This is a genomic window from Ruegeria sp. AI2, assembly GCF_056541275.1.
This window is the reverse complement of the sequence record NZ_JBQFYB010000003.1, coordinates 256,209-277,791: the sequence shown is the minus strand read 5'-3', so window position 1 is coordinate 277,791 and position 21,583 is coordinate 256,209. Positions and strand designations below refer to the sequence as shown.

The 21,583-nt window shown below is 56.2% G+C and carries 29 protein-coding genes, 2 tRNA genes and 1 pseudogene; 10 read left to right on the top strand and 22 right to left on the bottom strand.

The features are described 5' to 3' along the window. Window positions 1–92: 92 nt before the first annotated feature. Window positions 93–1,032 (top strand): annotated as a pseudogene (locus tag ACR0LL_RS10290) (transposase); the annotation flags it as partial. Between the two features lie 84 nt (window positions 1,033–1,116). Further along, window positions 1,117–1,524: a c-type cytochrome gene (locus ACR0LL_RS10285; protein WP_480586356.1), complete on the top strand. Its 408-nt coding sequence runs from the start codon at window positions 1,117–1,119 to the stop codon at window positions 1,522–1,524. On the opposite strand, the gene ACR0LL_RS10280 is transcribed toward ACR0LL_RS10285, so the two are convergent. Continuing rightward, window positions 1,525–2,697 (bottom strand): cation:proton antiporter, encoded by a 1,173-nt coding sequence (locus tag ACR0LL_RS10280; RefSeq protein WP_480586353.1) that lies wholly within the window; start codon window positions 2,695–2,697, stop codon window positions 1,525–1,527. A 200-nt stretch (window positions 2,698–2,897) separates the two neighbouring features. On the opposite strand from ACR0LL_RS10280, the gene ACR0LL_RS10275 reads away from it, so the two are divergent. Next, entirely contained in the window at window positions 2,898–3,347 is a 450-nt protein-coding gene (locus tag ACR0LL_RS10275; protein WP_480586351.1) for a phasin family protein, read from the top strand. A gap of 57 nt (window positions 3,348–3,404) precedes the next feature. Next, window positions 3,405–3,812: a universal stress protein gene (locus tag ACR0LL_RS10270; protein WP_209508050.1), complete on the top strand. Its 408-nt coding sequence runs from the start codon at window positions 3,405–3,407 to the stop codon at window positions 3,810–3,812. Between the two features lie 556 nt (window positions 3,813–4,368). Here ACR0LL_RS10270 and ACR0LL_RS10265 read toward each other — a convergent pair. From ACR0LL_RS10265 to ACR0LL_RS10230, 8 genes are all read right to left on the bottom strand, one after another. Continuing rightward, window positions 4,369–4,785: a tyrosine-type recombinase/integrase gene (locus ACR0LL_RS10265; RefSeq protein ID WP_480586348.1), complete on the bottom strand. Its 417-nt coding sequence runs from the start codon at window positions 4,783–4,785 to the stop codon at window positions 4,369–4,371. 9 nt (window positions 4,786–4,794) lie between these two features. Then, window positions 4,795–5,547 (bottom strand): DUF6538 domain-containing protein, encoded by a 753-nt coding sequence (locus tag ACR0LL_RS10260; protein ID WP_480586346.1) that lies wholly within the window; start codon window positions 5,545–5,547, stop codon window positions 4,795–4,797. 61 nt (window positions 5,548–5,608) lie between these two features. Further along, a tRNA-Phe gene (locus ACR0LL_RS10255) sits at window positions 5,609–5,683 on the bottom strand. A 79-nt stretch (window positions 5,684–5,762) separates the two neighbouring features. Beyond that, window positions 5,763–5,945 carry a DNA gyrase inhibitor YacG gene (locus ACR0LL_RS10250; protein WP_480488370.1) on the bottom strand — a complete coding sequence of 61 codons (183 nt, stop codon included), beginning with the start codon at window positions 5,943–5,945 and terminating at the stop codon, window positions 5,763–5,765. Then, on the bottom strand, window positions 5,942–6,964 hold the full coding sequence (locus tag ACR0LL_RS10245; RefSeq protein ID WP_480488372.1) for a ribonuclease E/G: 1,023 nt from the start codon (window positions 6,962–6,964) through the stop codon (window positions 5,942–5,944). The genes ACR0LL_RS10250 and ACR0LL_RS10245 overlap by 4 nt, the downstream gene beginning before the upstream one ends. After that, window positions 6,961–7,539, bottom strand: coding sequence for a Maf family protein (locus tag ACR0LL_RS10240; RefSeq protein ID WP_480586343.1), 579 nt, complete (start codon window positions 7,537–7,539; stop codon window positions 6,961–6,963). Before ACR0LL_RS10240 ends, ACR0LL_RS10245 begins: the two co-directional genes overlap by 4 nt. An 11-nt stretch (window positions 7,540–7,550) precedes the next feature. Then, the gene (infA, locus tag ACR0LL_RS10235; protein WP_005978431.1) at window positions 7,551–7,769 is read right to left on the bottom strand and encodes a translation initiation factor IF-1; all 219 of its coding nucleotides are present in this window, start codon (window positions 7,767–7,769) and stop codon (window positions 7,551–7,553) included. A gap of 91 nt (window positions 7,770–7,860) precedes the next feature. Further along, window positions 7,861–8,736, bottom strand: a complete 876-nt coding sequence (locus ACR0LL_RS10230; RefSeq protein WP_480586340.1) for a carbon-nitrogen hydrolase family protein — start codon at window positions 8,734–8,736, stop codon at window positions 7,861–7,863. Between the two features lie 230 nt (window positions 8,737–8,966). Here ACR0LL_RS10230 and ACR0LL_RS10225 point away from each other — a divergent pair, with 230 nt between their 5' ends. Next, a complete protein-coding gene (locus tag ACR0LL_RS10225; RefSeq protein WP_480586337.1) occupies window positions 8,967–9,746 on the top strand; it encodes a class I SAM-dependent methyltransferase in 780 nt (259 codons plus the stop codon). A 154-nt stretch (window positions 9,747–9,900) separates the two neighbouring features. Here ACR0LL_RS10225 and ACR0LL_RS10220 read toward each other — a convergent pair whose 3' ends face one another. From ACR0LL_RS10220 to ACR0LL_RS10180, 9 genes are all read right to left on the bottom strand, one after another. Further along, window positions 9,901–10,494 (bottom strand): GNAT family N-acetyltransferase, encoded by a 594-nt coding sequence (locus ACR0LL_RS10220; RefSeq protein ID WP_480586336.1) that lies wholly within the window; start codon window positions 10,492–10,494, stop codon window positions 9,901–9,903. Beyond that, entirely contained in the window at window positions 10,487–10,885 is a 399-nt protein-coding gene (locus ACR0LL_RS10215) for a ketosteroid isomerase-related protein (RefSeq protein ID WP_480488382.1), read from the bottom strand. The genes ACR0LL_RS10220 and ACR0LL_RS10215 overlap by 8 nt, the downstream gene beginning before the upstream one ends. Continuing rightward, window positions 10,882–11,340 (bottom strand): arsenate-mycothiol transferase ArsC, encoded by a 459-nt coding sequence (locus ACR0LL_RS10210; protein ID WP_209505795.1) that lies wholly within the window; start codon window positions 11,338–11,340, stop codon window positions 10,882–10,884. Before ACR0LL_RS10210 ends, ACR0LL_RS10215 begins: the two co-directional genes overlap by 4 nt. A gap of 3 nt (window positions 11,341–11,343) precedes the next feature. Then, window positions 11,344–11,823, bottom strand: coding sequence for a UPF0262 family protein (locus ACR0LL_RS10205; protein ID WP_171722821.1), 480 nt, complete (start codon window positions 11,821–11,823; stop codon window positions 11,344–11,346). 98 nt (window positions 11,824–11,921) lie between these two features. Then, window positions 11,922–13,223, bottom strand: coding sequence for a histidinol dehydrogenase (hisD, locus tag ACR0LL_RS10200; protein ID WP_480586334.1), 1,302 nt, complete (start codon window positions 13,221–13,223; stop codon window positions 11,922–11,924). A gap of 61 nt (window positions 13,224–13,284) precedes the next feature. Beyond that, a complete protein-coding gene (locus ACR0LL_RS10195; RefSeq protein ID WP_480586331.1) occupies window positions 13,285–13,806 on the bottom strand; it encodes a GNAT family N-acetyltransferase in 522 nt (173 codons plus the stop codon). Further along, window positions 13,807–14,283: a DUF2948 family protein gene (locus tag ACR0LL_RS10190; protein WP_480586328.1), complete on the bottom strand. Its 477-nt coding sequence runs from the start codon at window positions 14,281–14,283 to the stop codon at window positions 13,807–13,809. Beyond that, on the bottom strand, window positions 14,280–15,548 hold the full coding sequence (gene murA, locus ACR0LL_RS10185) for a UDP-N-acetylglucosamine 1-carboxyvinyltransferase (protein ID WP_480586325.1): 1,269 nt from the start codon (window positions 15,546–15,548) through the stop codon (window positions 14,280–14,282). Before murA ends, ACR0LL_RS10190 begins: the two co-directional genes overlap by 4 nt. A gap of 6 nt (window positions 15,549–15,554) precedes the next feature. Further along, window positions 15,555–15,710, bottom strand: coding sequence for a hypothetical protein (locus ACR0LL_RS10180; RefSeq protein ID WP_209505784.1), 156 nt, complete (start codon window positions 15,708–15,710; stop codon window positions 15,555–15,557). An 83-nt stretch (window positions 15,711–15,793) separates the two neighbouring features. Here ACR0LL_RS10180 and ACR0LL_RS10175 point away from each other — a divergent pair. The 3 genes from ACR0LL_RS10175 to ACR0LL_RS10165 all read left to right on the top strand — a co-directional run bounded on the left by ACR0LL_RS10175 (window position 15,794) and on the right by ACR0LL_RS10165 (window position 16,824). Further along, window positions 15,794–15,868, top strand: a tRNA-Thr gene (locus ACR0LL_RS10175). Between the two features lie 126 nt (window positions 15,869–15,994). Beyond that, complete coding sequence (locus tag ACR0LL_RS10170) at window positions 15,995–16,183, top strand: hypothetical protein (protein ID WP_480586323.1); 189 nt, start codon at window positions 15,995–15,997, stop codon at window positions 16,181–16,183. A gap of 80 nt (window positions 16,184–16,263) precedes the next feature. Continuing rightward, window positions 16,264–16,824: an HNH endonuclease gene (locus tag ACR0LL_RS10165; protein WP_480539495.1), complete on the top strand. Its 561-nt coding sequence runs from the start codon at window positions 16,264–16,266 to the stop codon at window positions 16,822–16,824. A gap of 43 nt (window positions 16,825–16,867) precedes the next feature. Here ACR0LL_RS10165 and ACR0LL_RS10160 read toward each other — a convergent pair whose 3' ends face one another. The 3 genes from ACR0LL_RS10160 to ACR0LL_RS10150 all read right to left on the bottom strand — a co-directional run bounded on the left by ACR0LL_RS10160 (window position 16,868) and on the right by ACR0LL_RS10150 (window position 19,772). Continuing rightward, a complete protein-coding gene (locus ACR0LL_RS10160; protein ID WP_480586320.1) occupies window positions 16,868–18,211 on the bottom strand; it encodes a reverse transcriptase domain-containing protein in 1,344 nt (447 codons plus the stop codon). Between the two features lies 1 nt (window position 18,212). Further along, window positions 18,213–18,785 (bottom strand): SLATT domain-containing protein, encoded by a 573-nt coding sequence (locus ACR0LL_RS10155; protein WP_480539499.1) that lies wholly within the window; start codon window positions 18,783–18,785, stop codon window positions 18,213–18,215. A gap of 723 nt (window positions 18,786–19,508) precedes the next feature. After that, window positions 19,509–19,772 (bottom strand): DUF2312 domain-containing protein, encoded by a 264-nt coding sequence (locus ACR0LL_RS10150; RefSeq protein ID WP_267366625.1) that lies wholly within the window; start codon window positions 19,770–19,772, stop codon window positions 19,509–19,511. 246 nt (window positions 19,773–20,018) lie between these two features. Here ACR0LL_RS10150 and ACR0LL_RS10145 point away from each other — a divergent pair, with 246 nt between their 5' ends. Further along, window positions 20,019–20,237: a hypothetical protein gene (locus ACR0LL_RS10145; protein ID WP_267366623.1), complete on the top strand. Its 219-nt coding sequence runs from the start codon at window positions 20,019–20,021 to the stop codon at window positions 20,235–20,237. Between the two features lie 9 nt (window positions 20,238–20,246). Here ACR0LL_RS10145 and ACR0LL_RS10140 read toward each other — a convergent pair whose 3' ends face one another. Beyond that, window positions 20,247–20,462, bottom strand: coding sequence for a hypothetical protein (locus ACR0LL_RS10140; protein WP_209505776.1), 216 nt, complete (start codon window positions 20,460–20,462; stop codon window positions 20,247–20,249). Between the two features lie 244 nt (window positions 20,463–20,706). Between ACR0LL_RS10140 and ACR0LL_RS10135 the strand changes: the two genes are divergently transcribed. Beyond that, a complete protein-coding gene (locus tag ACR0LL_RS10135; RefSeq protein WP_480484504.1) occupies window positions 20,707–21,570 on the top strand; it encodes an MBL fold metallo-hydrolase in 864 nt (287 codons plus the stop codon). Window positions 21,571–21,583: the final 13 nt, after the last annotated feature.

Genomic DNA, 21,583 nt, shown 5'->3' with positions numbered 1-21,583 from the left:
ACAATCTCTTCGGGCTTCGGTCGCTTGTTTGCCATTCTTGGTCCTCCGTTTCCTAAACATAGCGGTGGACCAGTTCAGTTGGGGAGGCTCACCTCGTCGAAGGTTCGCATCTCCCGACCAAGCGCACTTTGGAAAAGCTGAGCATCCCGAAGACCACCTTTTATCTCTGGTATGACCGGTATCTGTCGGGTGGTCCTGAGGCGCTTGAGGATCGTAGTCCCAAGCCATCACGTGTCTGGAACCGCATTCCCACGCCAGTGCGCGAGAAGATCAAGGACCTGGCTCTTAAGGAAAGCGATCTGTTGCCGCGCGAACTGGCCGTGCAATTCACCGACACGGAAAAGTACTTTGTGTCAGAGGCTTCGGTCTATCGCATTCTCAAGTCTTACGACCTGATCACCAGCCCGGCCTATGTGGTTCCATCGGCGGCTGACGAGTTCCGGGACAAAACCACTCGGCCGAACCAACTCTGACAGACCGACTTCACTTACCTGAAGGTCATCGGCTGGGGCTGGTTCTATCTATCGACATCCTCGATGATTACTGCCGCTACATCATCGCCTGGAAGCTCTGCACGACGATGAAGGCCAGTGATGTCACCGATACGCTGATCCTAGCTTTGCAGGCTTCGGGCTGTGCCCAGGCGACCGTCTTCCACAAGCCACGGCTGCTCAGTGATAACGGATCCAGTTATATCTCTGGTGAACTTGCTGAATAGCTGGAAGATAAGGAAATGGATCATGTCCGAGGGGCGCCATACCATCCGCAAACTCAGGGAAAGATCGAGCGCTGCTCCAGACCTTGAAGAACCGCATCTTGCTGGAAAACTACTACCTGCCCGGTGATCTCAGGCAGCAGATCGATGCTTTCGTCGATCACTACAACCAACGGCGCTATCACGAGAGCCTGCAAAACCTCACCCCGGCTGATGTCTACTTCGAACGCGGCCACACCGTTCTGAAACAACGAGAAAGGATCAAACGGAAGACAATCGAAACCCGGCGATTGCTTCACCGCAAATCTGCCGCATAATCAAACCAAACAGATGCGCCAGATCCTCTCTTAGCTCAGGCGGCCATCTGTCCCAATATCCCTGACGACGGACAGGAGGAGAATATGCAGGTTTATCGAGGGATTTTACTGGCACTGTTAGTCACGGGGCCTGCACTAGCGCAGGAGGTCAGCGTCGGTGAGGGAAGTGATTTGTATCGGACGTATTGTTGGCAGTGTCACGGTTTCGAAGCGACCGGAGACGGACCAATGGCGGAAATGCTTGCTATTCGTACAACCGACCTTACCAAATTGGCAGGCGAAAACGACGGTGTGTTTCCGATAGTTCGCATAGCTGAACAGATTGATGGTCGTTCACAATTGCTCGCCCATGGGGGCGAAATGCCAATCTTTGGCGCGGTGTTTGAGACAGACCAACAAATCGCAGTGGCTCTACCTAATGGGCAACCTATGATGGTAGGCCTGCCGTTGGCGAATTTGCTCGCCTTTCTTGAATCGATCCAGTCTGAATAGTCACTGACCAATCTGCTCATCCGTGTCAGCCGTTCGTCTGATTGACATGAGAGTCAACGGCGGCCCCAACACCTCGAAGGCCACAGTACTGGCTAGAGTAAAGGCCATGATCAACGCGGCCCAATGTGGAAATTGCTCTCCGGCGACGAGGGCCATTCCTACCGCGACACCGGCCTGTGGTAACAAAGCTGGACCGTACCAGCCGGTCTGACGGCTAGGCAGGCCGCCAAGTCTCGCTCCGCAATAACCCCCGACGAGGCGGGCGACGGCGCGCAAGAATAGGAAAAGAGCACCAGCCCAGCCCATCAAGCCGAAGGCTTCAATTTCCAACGTGGCGCCAGCCAGTAGGAAGAACAAAATCATGAACGGCCACTGAATGTGCTCGATCTCATGAAAAGCACGGTCATGATGGCGGGCAAGATTTCCGATCACTGCGCCCGCAACCATGCCTGCGACAAGGAACGAAACTTCTAGCCACAACGAAAGGCCTGCTGTCAGAAAGACGATTCCCACCGCTTCGGCTTGCATCGGCTCTCCTGGGTTTAAGCGGCCAGTTAGGTAAGCGGATGGCACGCCTAGTGCGGAACCCAAAAAAATAGCCCCTCCGAAATCCCACATCGCTGTGGTCGTGATGGTGGCCCAACCGTCCGAATGACCGGCCAGAACCAATGCGACGCTGAAAACGATCAGACCCCAAGCGTCATCAATTGCGACTATGCCCTTTAATGTCTCGGTGAAGCTGTTGGACACCCCAGATTGTTTGATCACGTCCGTCATGGCGGCCGGAGCCGTAGCCGTAGCAATTGCCGCCAGCACCAACGCCAACCCGAAGGGTACGCCAATTGCGGTCAGTCCAGCAGACACAATAACAAGGGTTGCAACCACGATTGAAATCGAAATCGTCAGAATGGCTCGGCCATGCCGTACCAGGTTCTCGCATGTCAAAGATCCTCCAAGAAGGAACGCGACCATCGTCAAGGCCACAATGGATATCTCGTCGAACCACATTGCAACGCCGAGTGGGATCAACCCCATTCCGGCGTTCCCGGCGATCAGACCGAGGAAAAGTAAGGTTGTAACACGAGGAAGATGCGTGGCCCGGCCAAGTTGGTCGGCCGCGAATCCGGCAAGGAAGAGGACACCAAGGGTAATCAGAAAGCCGGCAATGTGCATAGAAAACCAAACGTTAAGTTCTTATCTAGACTACTCTAACTCCAACACTGTCCTCTAGGAACCGATGTCGGAGAGAATGTGAGTGTCCCGTTGCAGCCTATACCGAGGGTACTAAAAATAAGGGATATTGATCTGTATTAAGGCGAAAGCGCGCCGCAGGTAGCACAATAGCTCATTCAGTAGATGAGGAGGAGTTTTCGATGTCGACAAAGAAATCCAACACAAATAACCCGACCTCACTTTTGGATGTTTTCAAGCAAATGCAGCCGCCCATTTCTGGCAATCCGGCCTTCGGTGCCCAGATCGAACAATTTTGGGACGCGCAAGAGAAATTGCTCGAAGAAACAGAGGCCTTTGCGCAGCATTGGTTCGAACGGCGTCATGAGGCGGTCCGGACGGCTCTAAAAGCTGCACGCAATGTGTCTTCCGCGAACCCGTCCGATCCTTCTAAAGCCTTTCAGAGCATGGCGGAGTGGCAGCGCCATTCGGCGGAGCGGTTGGTTGCTGACGCTCAGGAATGGTTCGAAACCGTGTCCCGTTGTGCATCTTATGTCGCTGAAACCGAAGCTGAAGCTGTTGAGAAAACAGTTGATGATGTTGTAGCCGCTACAAAGGGCGCGGGGAAATCTTCAAAGTCTGAGCCTGTGTAGGTTTCCTGCTGCCGAGGAACCAAACTGGATTCATCGAAGCAGTAGATAGGAGGTCAAATGTACAAGAATATCCTGATCCCGGTTGCTCTGGACCAAGAATACGACACACAAGCGTCGTTTGAAGCCGCGCGCCAATTGGCTGATGCGGACGCTGTATTCACTGTGATACACGTCCAAGAGCCAATTCCGGCGTATGTAGGGTCTCAGATTCCCAGCGAAGTACTTGCCAATACGCGGCATGAAATCCTGGAAAACCTGCATCAAACTGCTTCTGAAATTCCAGGCGCGAAGGCTCGGCTCATCTCTGGGCACGCGGGTAGGGCTATTGTAGACTTCGCAAATGAGAGCGACGCGGATTGCATCGTCTTGGTTTCGCACAAGCCTGGTTTTGAGGACATATTTTTAGGTTCCACTGCGAACAGAGTCGTGCATCACGCCAGGTGCTCGGTTCACGTAATTCGCTGAACCAAACCTTGCGGTGCGAGATCTTGATCGAATGGCCTCTTTCTTCGTTAGTGTTGATTGTCACTGAGCGGCAATTCAGGAGACGAATTTCCGCTCCTGACGTAGAATTTTTCCTGTGGTGGTCCGCGCTTCGACGGCAGCATCAGCTAGACAGGTGTGTTTGTGGGCTTCACTGTACGCGCAGCCATCGGTGACGCGAAAGCTAACCTTGAACTTGCTAAGATCCGAAAACCACGTGCACCGTGGCAATGGGTCAAAGGTTCAAAAGCCAAGAGCGAGGCTAGAACAATCCTGACAAATTAGAACGTTCGCTTGCCACCTTACAGGTCGGCGCCAACTCCAATCGCATGAGCAGCCGTAGACCATTCCGTAGACCATATGGTGCCTGTTGACAGCGACACAGCCCGTCGCATACCCCTTGTTTTGCTGGAGAGACCGGCTGAAGAAGTGCCTGTAACGGGAGCAGAACTACCGCCCCCGGGCACCACTTCCTCAGGTAAACTATTGGTTTCACTCCAGCTTTTAACAGCAGGTTAGAGCCGTAGACCATGACAGCTCAGGTTACCTGTTTCATCCACTTTCTGAGAACCTCAAGCGGGTAACCTTTCCCGTAGGAATGGCCTACACCATCTGTACGCCAGCCTCCGATCTGATCGACCACGTCTGCCGGACACTCTACGGCTCTCAGACGATCCCGCATTGAGTGCCTGAAACCGTGCATGGTGTATCCCGCTGGGACAAGTTCCCTCATCCACTTGTTCAAGGCGGCACTAGCCGCATTGGCATTTGTGGTATCGGACCTGTTGTATCTTGGGAATGCGAACTGAGACGAGCCAGCTTCTTTGAGTATGCGCTGCGCTGCCCATCTAGCGTTTCCTTCAAGTGGTACATAACGCTCACTGTCTTGCGTCTTCAAACGACGCCATGGATGGTGGCGAACGCGAACTGAGAGAGAACCATCGTCCGCACACATGAAGTCCTCTTATCCCAGCCCAGCAGCCTCTGCAAGCCGCATGCCAATGTCTGAAACCAAAGCCACCAACCAACGCAAGTCGTCATCAAGTTCCCTGCATTTCGCCTGAACAGTCACTATCGCTTCTCTAGGCAATGGGTTGCGGCCAGAGACCCCAGCGGAGCGGTCGTAGTAAACTCCAGAGAAAGGGTTGTGCAGCGAAAGCCCCTGCTCACTCGCTGCGAAGTTGGTAACGGCTCTAACTGTCCCGAAAATCCTTGTGAGGCTGCTACCGGCGAGACCACGCGCGATGAGTGCGTCACGGAACTTGTTCGCGTCCGCTTTGGTATAGACTTCGAGGTGTTTGTCGCCACAGGCATCAATCACGTAGCCACACGCTCTCTCAGCGCCCCGGTGAAACGTCATGGGGCGTCCTTGGCCCTTCTGTGTAAGATAAATCTCGACTGCCTCAGACAACAGTACAGAGGCAGCAGAAGTCTCGTTCAGAACAACTGGTGTTGCGGCAGAGTTGGCTGCGCCAAGACGCAACATGTGCTTTCCAGGCAGTTCTGTATCCTGCGACCTCAGATGAAACCAATACTCATCCAGTTGATCAGCCGCTCTTCTTGCTCTCGTCGCTGCTACGTTTGCCGAGTGAGTACGCAAAGAAAATGCGATCCGAGAAGACGAGTAGTAGCGGCAAAGCTCCTTGGGGATGCGGCGACTGAAGTAAAAAACACCCTCTTTCACGAAGGTGTACTTGGGTGAAATGGTCTCTGTCATGGTCTACGGCTCCAACCTGCTGTTAAAAGCTGGAGTGAAACCAATAGTTTACCTGAGTAAATGGTGCCCGGGGGCGGAATCGAACCACCGACACGAGGATTTTCAATCCACTGCTCTACCCCTGAGCTACCCGGGCACGGGAACGACATTTGTCGTTGGGTGGAGGCGTTCTATGACTTGCTACCGGCAGTGTCCAGAGGCTTTTTTACATTTTTTCAGTGCGGTCGCATTGTATTGTGTTCGTCCGCCTCGGCCTCGGACTCAGGGTCGTCTTCGCGCTGAGACGGGACCGCGTAAGAGCCGTTCAGCCACTTGGCCAGATCAATGTCTGCGCAGCGTTTCGAACAGAACGGGCGGAACTTCTTTTGCGTTTCTTCTCCGCAGATCGGACAGCTCATTTCAGGATCTCTGCGACAGGTAACCGGCTGCGTTTGCGCTGCAACTCGAAATGCCCCAGAGGTGTCCATCCCGCCAGTATCGTCTCGTCCGGGTCCGACTTGAAGGCCGCACGCAGGGCGGATTCGAACCCTCGGCGGTCTTTCTTGGGCATCGGAGCCAGATCCAGTGTGATCTGCCCTGCCAGCCCGCGCACACGCAATGCACGTGGCAAAGCTTTGGCACAAGCGAAGTTGGCTTTTGTTCCGGCCGCCAGCGACGTATCCGCGCCTGTGTTCACGTCAACGGCCACCAATGCGCGGGTCGGTTCGATAAATAGATATCCGCCTCCGGGGAGAGGTTCGGAAATGCCACGGGCGACATCCAGCGCATCCAGCACACCATGAGTTCCAAAACTGCCGGTTTTCGTCACAACCTCGGCAGGATCGGTCCAGTCGCGCCATGCCAGGATATGCGGGCTGTCACCTTCGCTCAGCAATTCGACGTCGGAGCCCTCGTCCGTCATCACTTGTTCAGCTTGCGCAAGCATGGCCGAAATGTCGTCGGCAATGTCACCGGCATCCGCATCCATGCAGCAGGAGCGGAGAATCAACCCGTAGGGGCTGTCGCCCATTTGTTCATGCGCGATTTCAAGCAGTTGATCCCGCTTGTCTTCATCCTTGATGCTGCGCGAGATGTTCAGGCCCGGCGCGTCGGGTGTGACAATGGCAAAGCGGCTTTTGAACAGGATACGGTTGGTTACAGGAATGGCCTTGCCGGGCTCGGCATATCCGCCCACCTGCACCAAAAGCGTGGCACCCGGCGCCAACCCTTTGACTTGTCGCAGAAAAGCCGGGCCGTCGGGTGTGGTCAGGAACATACCGCCCTGCCCCTTGACCGGACGATCGGCGCGGGCGCGATAGATGGTGCCGGGTGCCGGCGCGTCGGCGGCGATCAGGAGATCATCAAGCTTTCCGTCGACCATCAATGCCGCGGCCTCGCGGCCTTGGATATGGTCCAGAACGATGGTGCGACCTTTCATGATGCCTCGCGATATAGGGGGTAGCCGATCCCTTGCAGCAAGGCGGCGGTCTCGGACAAAGGCAGCCCCACGATGCCAGTGAACGAGCCCGAAATCCATGGGATGAATGCGCCAGCAGGGCCTTGGATCGCGTAGGCCCCGGCTTTGCCCCGCCAATCACCAGTCGCCAGATAAGCGTTGATTTCAACGTCAGACAGGCGTTTGACCTTGACCTGCGAGACGACATCGCGCTGCAGGATGCGATCCCCGCGCCTAACGGCAATCGAAGTGATCACCCGGTGACGACGACCGGACAAAGCGTACAGGAACTCTGCGGCCTGACCTTCGTCCTCGGGCTTGCCCAGAATACGCCGCCCCAGTGCAACTGTCGTGTCCGCGCAAAGCGTGATGTCACCGCTATCCGATTGAACTGCCTTTACTTTTTCACGGGTAATGCGACTGCAATACGGAACCGGCAGCTCACCCTTCAGCGGTGTTTCGTCGATGTCAGGGGGGCGGATGGCGTCGGGCTGCACGCCAAGCTGCGCCAGCAGGTCCAGCCGCCTTGGGCTGCCCGATCCCAGGATAAACGCCATCTCGGCAGGCGTTATTTGAAGCGGTAGTTGATCCGACCCTTGGTCAGATCATAGGGGGTCATCTCGACCTGAACCTTGTCGCCGGCCAGAACACGGATGCGGTTCTTGCGCATCTTTCCTGCCGTATGTGCGATGATTTCATGGCCGTTTTCCAGCTCGACCCGAAACGTCGCATTAGGCAGGAGTTCCTTCACGACACCGGGAAATTCGAGCGTATCTTCCTTGGCCATGTTGTCTCCATCATTAGGTTGCGCCCGCAGAATCTGCGGGGATGTGCGCTTAAATGAGCCTATTTTTCCCTTATTTCAAGGGCGGATTCATCTAAAGGGCGGATAATGTGACCGTTTCGACTCGGGCGTCCTGCTCTGGCCAATGGGTCCGGTTCAGCACGTGGCCATCGGCGCGGACCTCGGCGATGGCGGACAGGTCGACATCCGCATAGGTCCATCCGGGCTGGTTCAGAGTGCCCTCGGCCAGCACCCCGGTGGCCGGAAACCCTTTGTCCGGCGGGCCGAAAACGCCGCCCATGCCGGTGTTCATGTCCACTGCCTCGGACCAGTCGTTGGCTCCGACCAGTGACGACATAACCGTAACGCATTGATTTTCCAAGGCTCTTGACATTGCCCCGATGCGAACACGCCAATACCCTGACAGCGCTTCGGTGCAGGACGGGACAAGGATCATATCCGCTTCGCTGAGTGCGCGGCCCAGCAGGGGAAACTCGCTGTCATAGCAGATCAGAACACCGATTTTGCCCAGCGCGGTGTCGAACAGCTTGAGTGGACCACCCGGAGCGATGTCCCAGTCCTCGCGTTCAAAGCGGGTCATGATCTGCTTGTCCTGATGGTCGCGGCCGCCGTCCGGGGCGTAGAACGCGGCGCGGTTCACCGGGCGGCCGGACCCATCCACAACCGGGGCCGATGCACCCAAAATGTACGTTTTGTACGCGCTTGCGAGGCGCGAATGCAAATTTTGTACATCCTCGAACCGGTCCGAAACCGCGCGGATCGAGCGTTCGAGATCACCCGCCACCTCGGCACCATCGAGCGTCGACACCTCCATCGCGCCGTATTCGGGGAACACCAGCAGCCCGGCCCCCTGCCCGGCAGCTTCGGCAACCCAACGGTCCAGCTTGTCCTCGTACTGCGCCCAGCTGTCGAGCCAGTCAAGATTATACGCTGCGGTTGCGACTTTCATTGATGGGATCCCCTGAGCCGATGTGTCGAGGCACTAAACCGTGAGAGCCGCCGCGTGTACAGATCAATCTGGTTCTGGGGGAGGGGTGGACGAGCTTTATTCCCCAATGCTGCAGAGAGCTCCAACGTCTGAATTGCCTTCGTATCGGTAACGCTCAGCGATGCCGCCCCACTTCCATACCGGCAGACGCAATGCTAGCGTGACTGCCAGGAATTGGGGGGGATTACTCTATGGGTATGGAATACGACGCCGCCGCAGCGGAGCGACTGGAGGCGGTTTACCTTGGACCGGACGTAGTTTCTCAAAGAGACGACACCCTTCGAAGGATTTCGGTTCAAAAGGGTGAGCGGGTCTTGGATATTGGAAGCGGCCCCGGCTTTCTCGCGGCTCAAATAGCGGATCAAACAGGACCCAATGGTGAAGTTGTAGGCATCGACATTTCGGAACAGATGGTGGAACGCGCAACGAAACGAAGTGAGCATGACTGGCTAAGCTATCGTTGCGCCGACGCGACCGAACTCCCGTTTGAAGACAGTTATTTCGATGTGGTCGTTAGCACCCAAGTAGCTGAATACGTGCCTGATGTAGCGAAGTTTTGCAGCGAGGTTTTTCGTGTTCTGAAGCCCGGAGGGCGTGGGCTGATCCTTGCGACGGACTGGGAGGGCGTCTGTTGGCATAGCGAGAATCCGGATCGAATGGAGAAGGTCCTCAAGGCTTTTGCACCGCATTGCGCCGACAGCAAACTTCCACGAACGCTTGTTGCTCGCCTTCGGAACGCGGGTTTGATCGTTAATGAGGTGAGCTATTTCTCCATCATAAATACGGACAGGTACGATGGTTGCTATGGCGAAATGGTGGTGCCCTTCATTGTGGCTTACGTGAAGGGACAAAAAACTGTTCCAGATGATGAACTGCAGGCGTGGGCAGAAGAACAATCGGCACTTAATGCAAGTGGGGAGCATTTCTTCTCGACTGGCCGATTTAGTTTCTCCGTCAGCAAACCATCCTGATCGGCAAGCAGACATTGGGGCAACGACAACAAACGGCAGCTATGTCCGCACTGCTGTCAATAAAAATGATCAACACTGCACCTGCAGCACATGGCAGCTCTTTGGCCACACTTCTTGCAACACACAGAAAAGCCCCGCTGCACCGCCCCCAACCCTACAAATCCCTGATCCAGAACTGCAACGGCTTCAGCGTTTCTCCCTCCTCCCCGATATCCTTCCACGAGAATTGGGCGATTGCGCCGGGTAAGGGCTTGTATCCGCGGGCGCGCCAGAAGGTATCCAGCGGGCGGTAGTGGTCGGGGCGCAGCGGGTGGTCGGTAGGGCGTTGCACGCTGCAAAAGGCGCATTTGGCAAAGCCCAGAGCGCGGGCGTGCCCCTCGCGCGTGTCGAAGAATTTGTGGCCGACGCCCTGCCCGCGATAGTCCGGCAGCAGGACGGATTCAGCGCAATAGAAGATCTGCGACAGGTCCAGCCCGGTGTCTGCGAAGGCCGCGGCGAAATCGTCGGCGTGGTCGGTCAGCGGCGCACCGGTCGAGGCGCCGATCAGGCGGTCGCCGTCGAAGGCGCCGACCACGATGGCCTTGTCACTGTCGCGGTAGGATTGCAGGTATTTGCGTTCGTATTCCAGATCGCCGTCATAGAGATAGGGCCAGGCGTGAAACACCCGGATCCGCAGGCGGGCGACATCATCCAAAGCGGCCCCGAGTGCCGCTCCGGTCAGGGGGCGGACGTCACTGACGTCAGCCATTCGAGACCTGTTTGGTCCAGTCTGCAAGGTTATAGAAAGTGGTGACGCGGGTGATCTTGCCGTCCCTGAGGTCAAAGAACGATCCGGCAGGCAGGCGGTAGGTCTGGCCGTGGGCGTCGGGCAGGCCCTCGTCGGTTTCCAGATAGGTGCCGTTGACGATGAACTCGGCCGCGGCGCGGGTGCCGCCCTGAGCCTCGAACACAACGATGTCGGTCAGGTTTTCGCGGTAGCAGCGGTTCATATGGGCGCAGAAGGCGGCGAACTTGTCCTTGCCGACGCGAATCTGGCCTTCGTTCACGTGATGGGCCACGTCATCGGACAGGCAGGCCAGCATGCCATCGACGTCACCGGCGTTGAAGGCATCGAAATAGGTTTTGACGGTCTGGTTCATGTCCCCTCCGTTGGTTCGCCCCAGCGGTCTTTCAGATGCTGAATGATCTGGTCGCGGGTCTGTCGGTAGTGATGTAGCTTTTGTTCGCGGGTCTCGCCCATCCCGGTAGGGTCCATTATTGGCCAATAATCGACATCGAGGTGAAAAACACGGGTCAGTTCCAGCGCCTGCCGCTGGCTGGCGGGTGAAAGCGCCACGACCAGATCGAACGAGCTGAGGTCATCGCCCCATTCCTGCATCTCGTCGAAGGAGCGCGAGCGGTGGCGGGACAGTTCTACGCCGACCTCGTGGCAGACCGCGATGCTGAAGCCGTCAATTTCCAGATCGTTATGCACACCGGCGGACTGGACATAGGTGCCGGTGCCATAGAATTTCTTCATCAGCCCCTCGGCCATCGGAGACCGAACCGCGTTGTGGTCGCAACAGAACAAGACCGACTGCGGCAGAGGCTTCACGCGTCAGCCCCCAAAATGCAGAACGCAGATCAGCGTGAACAGGCGACGGGCAGTGTCGGTGTCGACATCTGCCTTGCCTTCCAGCCGTTCCTGCAACACGCGGCTGCCTTCGTTGTGGATACCCCGGCGGGCCATGTCGATGGTTTCGATCTGGCTGGGCGGCAGCGATTTCACCGCATCGAAATAGCTTTCACAGATCTGGAAGTAATCCTTGACCACCTGCCGGAAAGGCCCGAGCGACAGGTGAAACTCGGCCGCTTTTTCGTTGGCCTCGGTTTCAATGTCGAAGACAAGCCGTTTGTCGCGGATCGAAAGCTGGAGGCGATAGGGGCCCTCGGGCACAACGCGGTCGTCGCGTTTGGGCAGCGAGAAGCTGTTTTCTTCCAGCAGATCATAGATGGCGACCTTGCGCTCCTGCTCGATCTCGGGCGTGGGCGGCGGCAGATTTCTATCATCCAGTTCGATATGCGAGATGCGGGTCATCTTTACAGTCACATTCCTTGCGTCAGCACAGACCTATAGCAATGATATTCAACGGGCAACGCACAGAAACGCCATATGCGCCCGGTCTTTGCGTCATTTCAGCCATTCAGGCGGTTCAGGCGCGCGGTGACCGAGAGGCCATGCGCCTCGAGGCTTTCCGATTGCGCCAGCTGTTCGGCAGCAGGGCCGATGGCACGCAGGGCTTCGGGGGTCATCTGGCTGAGCGTGGTGCGTTTGAGGAAATCCATCACGCTGAGGCCAGACGAAAACCGCGCCGAACGCGCGGTGGGCAACACGTGGTTGGGGCCGCCGACGTAGTCACCGATGGCTTCGGGTGTGTACTGACCCAGAAAGATGGCCCCGGCGTGGATGGTTTTTTCGCTCAGCGCGCGCGGGTCGGCCACGCACAGTTCCAGATGTTCCGGGGCAATGCGGTTGGACAGGGCTGCGGCCTCGTCCAAGTTGCGAACGGTAATCACCGCGCCGTAGTCGCGCCAGCTGGCCCCGGCGATGGCACGGCGTTGCAGGGTTTCCAGCCGTTTTTCGACCGCCTGCGCGACGGATTGGCCGAATGCCGCGTCGTCAGTGATCAGGATCGATTGCGCGCTTTCGTCATGTTCGGCCTGGCTGAGCAGGTCCAGCGCGATCCAGTCAGGCTCATTGTCCTTGTCGGCGATGACCAGAATTTCCGAGGGGCCCGCGATCATGTCGATGCCGACCTTGCCAAAGACGCGCCGCTTGGCGGCGGCGACAAAGGCGTTGCCCGGCCCGGTGATCTTGTCGACCGGCGCGATGGTGTCGGTGCCATAGGCCAGCGCTGCCACGGCCTGCGCGCCGCCGATGCGATAAACCTCGTCCACACCCGACAGCTGTGCCGCCAGCAGCACCAGCGGGTTCACTTGCCCGTCGGGCGTGGGCACCACGATGGCCAGCCGTTCCACACCGGCCACCTTGGCCGGGATGGCGTTCATCAGCACCGATGACGGGTACGAGGCCAATCCACCCGGCACGTAAAGCCCTGCGGCCGAGACGGCAGACCAGCGCCAGCCGAGTGTTGCGCCCGTCGCATCCGTCCATTCCTGATCCTCGGGCATCTGCCTTTCGTGATAGGCCCGGATGCGGGAAGCCGCCAGTTCCAACGCCGTGCGATCTTCGTTCGAGACCTGCGCCACCGCATCCGCGATGTCCTGTGCGCTGAAGGCCAGCGTTTCGGGCGTCAGCGTCAGCCGGTCGAATTTGGCCGTCAGTTCGATCACCGCCGCATCGCCCCGGTTGCGCACATCGTCGATGATCTGCGCCACGACCGCATCCACATCCGGGCTGTCCTCGCGCTTGGCCGAGAGCAGGGTCCGGAAGGCGGGTTCGAAATCGGGCGATTTGGTATCAAGGAAAACGGGCATGATCTGGCACTCCGGGCGTTGCGCATTGGGACATATCCCCCGGAGCGCGCCGCCTCAACCCTCAGTCACCGGGGTGCAGCGATTTGCGCATCGGGTATTGCGGGATGCCGTGCCAGTCACCGGGCGGGCCTGCCGGTCGCCACCCCTGTTTCAGATAGAACGCGTGCGCCGTTTTGGTGGCATCCAGATGCGCCTCGGCACAGCCGCACACAGCCAGTTGCCGTTCCAGCCGGTTGAGCAGCGCTCGCCCCACCCCCTGCCCCGTATGATCCGGATCGACATAGAGCAAAATGACCGTCCCGGTTTCAAAAAGCCCCCCGGCAGCGGCCACATGCCCCCGGTGTTCGGCCAGCCAGATCTGCGATCCGGGCCTGAACCAGCCCCGGATCGTGGCTGGGTCCTTGTTATCGGTCCATTGCGCGATGGCCTGTGGGTCACCCTTATGATCGACCCCGCAGAGCTGCGTGATTGAGCGGATCAGAACCCGGCTGAGGTCGAACACGTCGAACACAGTGGCGGGGCGCAGTGCAATGCCTTCGGGCGTCGTTGAAAACGCCTGAGAAATCCCGCGCTTGTTCTGCATCTATTCGGGGTGATGCGGGGCCTGACCGGAGGGGGCCTGATAAGGGCGCGTCACGTCCTTGAGGGCGGCATCCAGCGCCTCGACCGTCAGGCGGATTGCGCCATCACCGGCCAGCGTCAGCAAGACATGGCCCGCGCCATCCTCGCCGGGTTCGAAAACGACCGACATCAGCGACATGATCATGTCGGTGTCACCGCGATCAATGCCCTGACTGGACACCGAGAGAACCGAACCGAAGACCAGCACCGATTGCACCCGTTCAAACGGGCGGTCGCGGCGGGCGGCGGCATCCTTGTCTTCCCAGCGAAAGCGGTTCAGCAGCAGGCCAAAGCGGCGCTGCGACGGTTGCCACTTCATCTCGGTCACCGGAAACACGGCATCCTGCGCGAGGGTCGAGATCACCTGAAGGTCATCTGCATCCTCGGCCCCCAGATTAAGCGGCGCCTCGCGCCCGTCTTCAAAACTTGCGTCTGTCATTGGCCCTTGATCCGTTCAATCTTTGCGCCCACACCTTCCAGCTTGCGCACCACATGTTCATATCCGCGGTCCAGATGATAGACCCGGCTGACCGTTGTTTCCCCTTCTGCCGCCAATCCGGCAAGGATCAGCGAGACCGAAGCCCGCAGGTCGGTCGCCATCACCGGCGCGCCTTTCAGACGTTCGACCCCGGTCACCGTGGCGGTGCCGCCATGCACCTCGATCTGCGCGCCCATGCGCACCAGTTCGGGGGCGTGCATGAAGCGGTTTTCGAAAATGCGTTCTTCGAGAACCGAGGTGCCCTCGGCCGTACACATCAGCGCCATCATCTGCGCTTGCAGGTCGGTTGGGAAGCCGGGGAAAGGTTCGGTCACCACATCCACCGCGCGCACGCGCCCGTTTTTGCGGGCCACTTTCAGACCGCCTTCGGTTTCTGAAACGCTGACGCCTGCCGCATCCAGCTTGGCCGCAAAGGAATCGACCAGCGACATGCGACCGCCCAGCAATTCCACCTCGCCACCGCAAATCGCCGGGGCCAGCATATAGGTGCCCAGCTCGATCCGGTCGGTGACAACCTGATGTGTGGCCCCGTGCAGCCGGTCGACGCCCTGAATTTCGATGGTCGGGGTGCCTTCGCCAGAGATCTGCGCCCCCATCTTGCGCAGGCATTCGACCAGATCGACGATCTCGGGCTCGCGCGCGGCGTTTTTCAGAACCGTGGTGCCCTTGGCCAGCGTCGCCGCCATGACGATGTTTTCGGTGGCCCCGACCGAGGCAAAGCGCATCTGGTGCACGGCCCCTTTCAGACCGCCCTGAGCCTTGGCGTGCAGATAGCCGTCCTTCAGCTCGATCTCGGCGCCCAGCGCCTCGAGCCCTTCGACATGCAGGTCCATCGGCCGTGCGCCGATCGCGCACCCGCCGGGCAGAGAGACAACCGCCTGCCCGAACCGCGCCAGCAAGGGGCCCAGAACAAGGTTGGACGCACGCATCTTGCGCACGATGTCATAATCGGCGGTCTGGCTGGTCAGGCTGTGGCTGGACATTGCAATCACCTGACCGTCTTGCAGCGACGACACCTCGGCCCCCAGCGATTGCAGCAGCGCGGTCATGGTCTTGATGTCGCTCAGCCGCGGCGCATTGGTCAGCGTCAGCGGTTCTTCGCTCAGCAATGTTGCGGGCATCAGTGTCAGGCACGCATTCTTGGCCCCCGCAATCGGTATCTGACCGTTCAGCGGGCCATTGCCCGTTACCAGAATCGAATCCATCTGCTCTTATCCCTCGTCCTTGTCAGGCTTGTCCCCTGCTGCCGCACGCGCCTTGGCCTGCGCCTTGCGACGCGCCATGTTGGCCTTCAGCGCCGCCTTCAGCCGCGCTTCGCGCGCATCGCCGGGTTTACCTTGTTTTTTGGGTGAATTTTTATCCGTCATGATCTTTCTCTACAGGAGGCGAAAAAAACCGTCCAGACACCCTTGCGCCGCGTTTCGTTTGAGTCTAATCACCCGCCCACAGCGCTGCTGTAGCTCAGAGGTAGAGCACTCCCTTGGTAAGGGAGAGGTCGAGAGTTCAATTCTCTCCAGCAGCACCATAAATCATTGAAAAATATAAATAAAACCTCCTCGTGCGATTGAACCAAATGTCCGGGAATGTCATCTAATGTCGACTATCTCGCATGAAATCTTGAAAAATCCGTGCAAAATCCGTGCACAGTTTCTTGGCTGAATCCGGACTGTTTCAGTCTGCGAATCAATCTTTTGCCGTCTCGACCCAAGCTTCGAAACCCTCTGATACAAAACCTTACATCACCGGCAGGCAAAAAATTACACCTTACCTCGTTGATGAAAGCAGTTACCAACTGCAGCAACCAGACTTAGAGGGTTTGTTTACCACAACGCCGGGCTAACTTCTTGAATTATCCTGAACAAAACTGCTCTAGTACATGTCAACAGAAGACTTCGTCGATGTAAAATTCAGAGTGAGTGCATGAAAGCGGACAAAATAAAAAAATACCTTCGCGCTTCAAGAATAATGTCACGCAAGAGTACTTTCTCTGGCGCATTTGCCTCGGCAATTGCTTCATACGACGACTATTCAGTCGAAGCCGTCGCGTCAGCACTCAAGGATCTTGGACAAGACCCAGAAGCAGATCTGGAATGCGTTTATTGCGGGTCCGATGCCGCTACATGGGACCACGTATTTAATCTGGTCGTCGATGGTGAATACTCGGGTCATGGCCACAGAATAAGAAACTTGGTCCCGAGTTGTCGGACTTGCAACGAGCGCAAAGGCAAGAAACACTGGAGGAACTTCTTGGAGCAGCTTGCACCAGAGCAAAAGAGTGAGCGAATTGCTCGCATAGAGAAGTTTCTAAGTACCGAGGAAGCAGCTCCTTTTACGATCGACGACATGAGGTCGTTAGCTGGATCAGAGTTGGAGCGGTTTCTGGAAATTCGGAAAGAAGTTTTTCTGCTTTTGGCTGAGGCTGACGATCTAGCGTCGGACATTCGAAACAAGCAACCACAGCTTCACTCACAACGGAAATGATGTGCCCTTAACGACAGGTAGCATTGGCTACTATTAACGGCAGCTACGAAAATACTTCCATCATGTCTTTCTCAAGATCAGAGATCTCTTTACTTATGCACTTGCGGAAGAGTTTATCTAAGTCTTCTGGAGACATTCCTTCCAATCGATCCAGATCATAGTTCGGCAGCAATAGACCAATTTGAGCCTTCTTGTCGGCTTCCTGAAAATTATCAAAATTGGGGAAATACCGAGATTTCTCATAGTTGTATCTGATCTCGTGGTAGCCGCGGGTAAAAGTCTTGAGTCGAGCACAGTCTTCAGGTTCTAGGACCTTTCTTGCTTGAGCGGCTACGAAAGCGTCAAGCTGCTTAAGCTGCTGCTTGTTATTTGATTGGGAAAAGAAGAAGAGCCAACCAACACGCTTTTCCAAATATAAGCACCCAGAAATTCTAAGGTTCATCCGCCAGATCAGGGGGCCTTTGTTCTTTTTGTACTTCATTGCAGAGAATAGCTTCATCAAGTTAGTGAACATTCTCTTGAAGGATGACTTGCGAACCTGAACACTCGACTGCCTGAAATTGTAGCCCAAGTAGTCGATGCCTTCGGACAATGACACGATTGTGCTTTTGCTGCCGGCTCCTACAGTGTGGCAGTGAATCTTTCGTAAAGACTTCATAGCTACTGGGATGTCGTTTGCGAGCTTCAGAGTTGTTGGATGATCCGCAATAACAAGAATATCATCAACAAATCTGCAGTACTCAACACCGCTCAACGCAGAACACTTCTTGTCGATTTCCGACAAATAGAGTGAAGACAATATGTTTGAGATGCTTAACCCCTGCGGAACCCCCTTTGTGATCGGCTCACTGTCGGAAGGCTTCTTACCAGTAGGCGTCTTGAGAGCCTGCTCGATAACATAAAGCAAGTTTTTTTGCCGTATAGTTCTTCGCAGAACGCGCATTAAAATCTTATGGTCAATAGAAGGAAAATAGCTCTCGATATCGAGCCGTAGATAGAAATCGGAACCTGGCCGAGACTTTGAAGACCGGTGTATCTGCTTCACGAACTTATGTGGGGGCTGCGAAACATGATCTGGAAATATCGTGGCAAGCAGTTCAGACGCGAATTTCAAAACCAGTTTGTCGCGAACAGTTGGTATGGATATCTGCCGAGGTTTCTTGTCAGCTCCTTTTGAAATGAGTTTTTCGCGGTAAGGAGTGAACTTATAAGTACGAGCTTTGACCTTTCGTAATATGATATCGATTTCTGCATCTAGGTTCGCACCAAATGCTGCTGGGCGCATACCGTCACGCCCAACAGCAGAGCCATCTTCTATAAATTCCTGATATAGAGCGACAAAATGCGCTTTTGTGAAGCGCTCATGAAAGTGTTCAGCGGGTTTCAATTTACCAGATCCAGAAAATCGATCCGACGCTCATTGTCAGCAACAGAACCGGCAGCGCCCACAAAATTAGAAAATGAGTACAAAATCTAATTAGCATCACAACCGTCCATGATACTTTAGATCCGCTAGGCGAGGTCAGTTTCTCGCCATTGGGGAACGTTCGAGAAAGTACCAAAGCGTCGTAGTCTAGATCAGAATGATTTGGGTACGAAGACAGAATGTCGTGGTATCGATCCACAAGTGTCTGCAGTGGTTCATTGCTGTCGTACAGCTTTTGCAAACGCAGGTAACATTCGCGATGAAGGATCGCCGTTTCACCAAACCGGAAACCGAACACAATAATCGACGCCGCTAAGATAAATACTGAGAAAACTGCCGTGTACGCTTCCAACGGTGCATTCGGTGGCAGTTGATCGCGTAGCAAAGCTATGGCGATCACAACCACCGACAGTAGCGAAAGCACCAAATGGGATAGAATATCATACCGACGAAACCTTTTCTCAGCGCACATTCTAGTCTTTGCGGTCAACCAGATTCGGTTTCTTATGTTCTCAACAGCGTTATCTACTGCCATCAATCTTGTTCACTCAATTCTTGCACTTCCCAAATGTGTGTGCGGAGCAAAAAATTCTAAGCGTTATCCCCTCCGAAGAAGGCAGCAAAGGTTGCCCAATGCTCAAGTGTTTCCACTTGCTTACCTAAGTTCAGCCCCTAAGAGCTAACGGCGGAATTACCGTTCCCCCGCACACAATCTTAACGTGCACCGGATCCGTCACCTTGTCCATATCCCACGAAGAAAACTGCCGATAGAGCCTCTGCTCATAACCCATTTTTGGCCAGACCCCGCAAGGTGAATTTCACCTATAAATGTACTGTTTAACCATAAAAGGTTAGCAATATGTGTGCAAAATCCGTGCAAGGTAAACCGAAATTCCTATTAAAGCATTGTTTTTAAAACATAAAATGAGATCTGATCTTTCCCTTGGTAAGGGAGAGGTCGAGAGTTCAATTCTCTCCAGCAGCACCATCCTTCATTTTCCTGTGAAAAAGCACGCTTTCATCCGGAAGGGTTTGGGTGTTCCGGCGTCTTTGGCTATTGGCGTGTCAGAGACTTTTGTGGTGCGCGTTTGGTTTATGGGCGGTTCGATACAGCCCGGAGGCGTCGAGCGCTGTGCGTGGTAGTACCATGCGCTTGGCAAGGGGAGCCGCTGCGCGCCCGTTGCATCCCCCCGGCCAGTGGCTCTTTCAGGGCATTGAACCCATTCCAGAGCCATAGATCGTTTCGTGGCGGTCGGGCTTAGTTCATGCCCAGCGCTTCTTTGTACATTTCGATGACGGCCTCTTGCTCGGCAATGTCATCCTTGTCCCTTTTTCTGAGGGAAATGATGCTGCGCAGGGCCTTTACGTCATAGCCGCGCGACTTGCTTTCGGCGTAGACCTCTTTGATCTGGTCGGCGATGTCTTTCTTTTCCATCTCCAGGCGCTCGATACGTTCCACAAACTGGCGCAGCTCGCCCGCGGTGACCTTGTAATTTGCTTCTGCTTCTTCAGACATGCTCATCTTTTTTGTTCCCGGTTATGGACCTGCAACCAGAAGAGGTCAGCCTGCGGCTGGCGGTGAACGGCGGTGGCCCGATCATCGGGGGCACCTTCGAAACACGCCTGTCCCAGAGGCTGAAACCCTGGTGTGGAATGCCGGATACAGTGCTGCCGCCCGGGTCGCAAGCACCCATTGGGCCGGCGCACTTGTATGACCCCAACCGATCCGTTAAGCGCGTGATCAGGTCACGAGGATATGCGGGGAACCATGTTCGAAATCATCACCTGGGGCGGTGCGGCCCTGTCTGTGGCCGGGCTTGCCGGTCTGGTCTGGTGCATTCTTCGCGTGATGCGGGCGCGCAAGGCCGGTCTGTCGGATGACGAGCTGCGCGCGGTGGTTCAGGGGGTCCTGCCCTGGAACCTGGCCTCGCTGTTTCTGTCGGTGCTTGGATTGATGCTGGTCATCCTCGGGATTTCCCTTGGATGACCATCCGGTTCACACCGGCAAGTTATCAAACTGCGCTTCAATCGCATCTTCGCACAAGGCCGCATCCAGACGACGCAGGCGCGAAGGCACCTCCATCCCCTGCTGCCGCATCCGGTCAACAATCTTACTCACACTCGGTTGAAGCGCCAAACGCGTTTCCAGACCCGCGTTCACAAGCTTACGTTCAAGCTGCTCGGCTTCGGAATAAAGACCAGTCGGTGTCATAACCATCCTCCCAAATGGCGCCAGTATCCCCAATATACGTAACGGGATTACGACCCGCAGATAATATCGTAGCCTTGTGCGGGAAATTGCCTGCCATGGTCGAAGTTTCGGCAATCTGACGCGGATAGGTTAAAGATTAAGCCAGGATTTCAGCGGTTGCTTTGACCGGCATCAAATGCAGGTTCGATATTGCATCACATTCCAATTCACATATATGATATGCGTGACCGAAACGGAGAAGATCATGACACCGAAAGTGAAAGCGTTTTTTGACGAGCAGACCTTTACGGTTTCCTACGTGGTTCATGAACCTCAGGGGCGAGCCTGTGCCATCATCGACAGCGTGCTGGATTTCGACCATGCCTCGGGGCGGACGTCGACAATTTCGGCGGACAGGATCATCGATTTTGTGCGCGCGCAGGACCTTAAGGTCGAGTGGATTCTGGAAAGCCATGTCCATGCCGACCACCTGTCCGCGGCCCCCTATCTGCAACAGGAGCTGGGCGGCAAGATCGGGATTGGCGATCAGATCGTCACCGTGCAGGACACGTTTGGCAAGGTTTTCAACGAAGGAACCGAATTTCAGCGCGATGGCAGCCAGTTTGACGCGCTGTTCAAGGAAGGCGACAGTTTTCACATCGGCCAGATGCGGGGCGACGTGCTGCACACCCCCGGCCACACACCGGCCTGCATGACCTATGTGATTGGCGATGCGGCATTTGTTGGTGACACGCTGTTCATGCCCGATTTCGGCACGGCGCGCTGCGATTTTCCCGGAGGATCGTCGGCCACACTGTTCCAGTCGATCCAGAAGATTCTGTCGCTGCCGGACAATACCCGAATCTATGTCGGGCATGATTACAAGGCACCGGGCCGCGACGAATACGCGTGGGAGACGACGGTGGGTGAGCAGAAGGCGCTGAACGTCCATATCGGACAGGGGCGCAGCATCGAAGACTTCGTGGAAATGCGCGACGCGCGGGACGCCACGCTGGCCATGCCGCGCCTGATCCTGCCGTCTTTGCAGGTCAACATGCGGGCCGGTCAGATGCCTCCGGCGGATGAACAGGGCGATGTTTTCCTGAAACTGCCGGTCAACAAGCTGTGACGCGGGCACAACA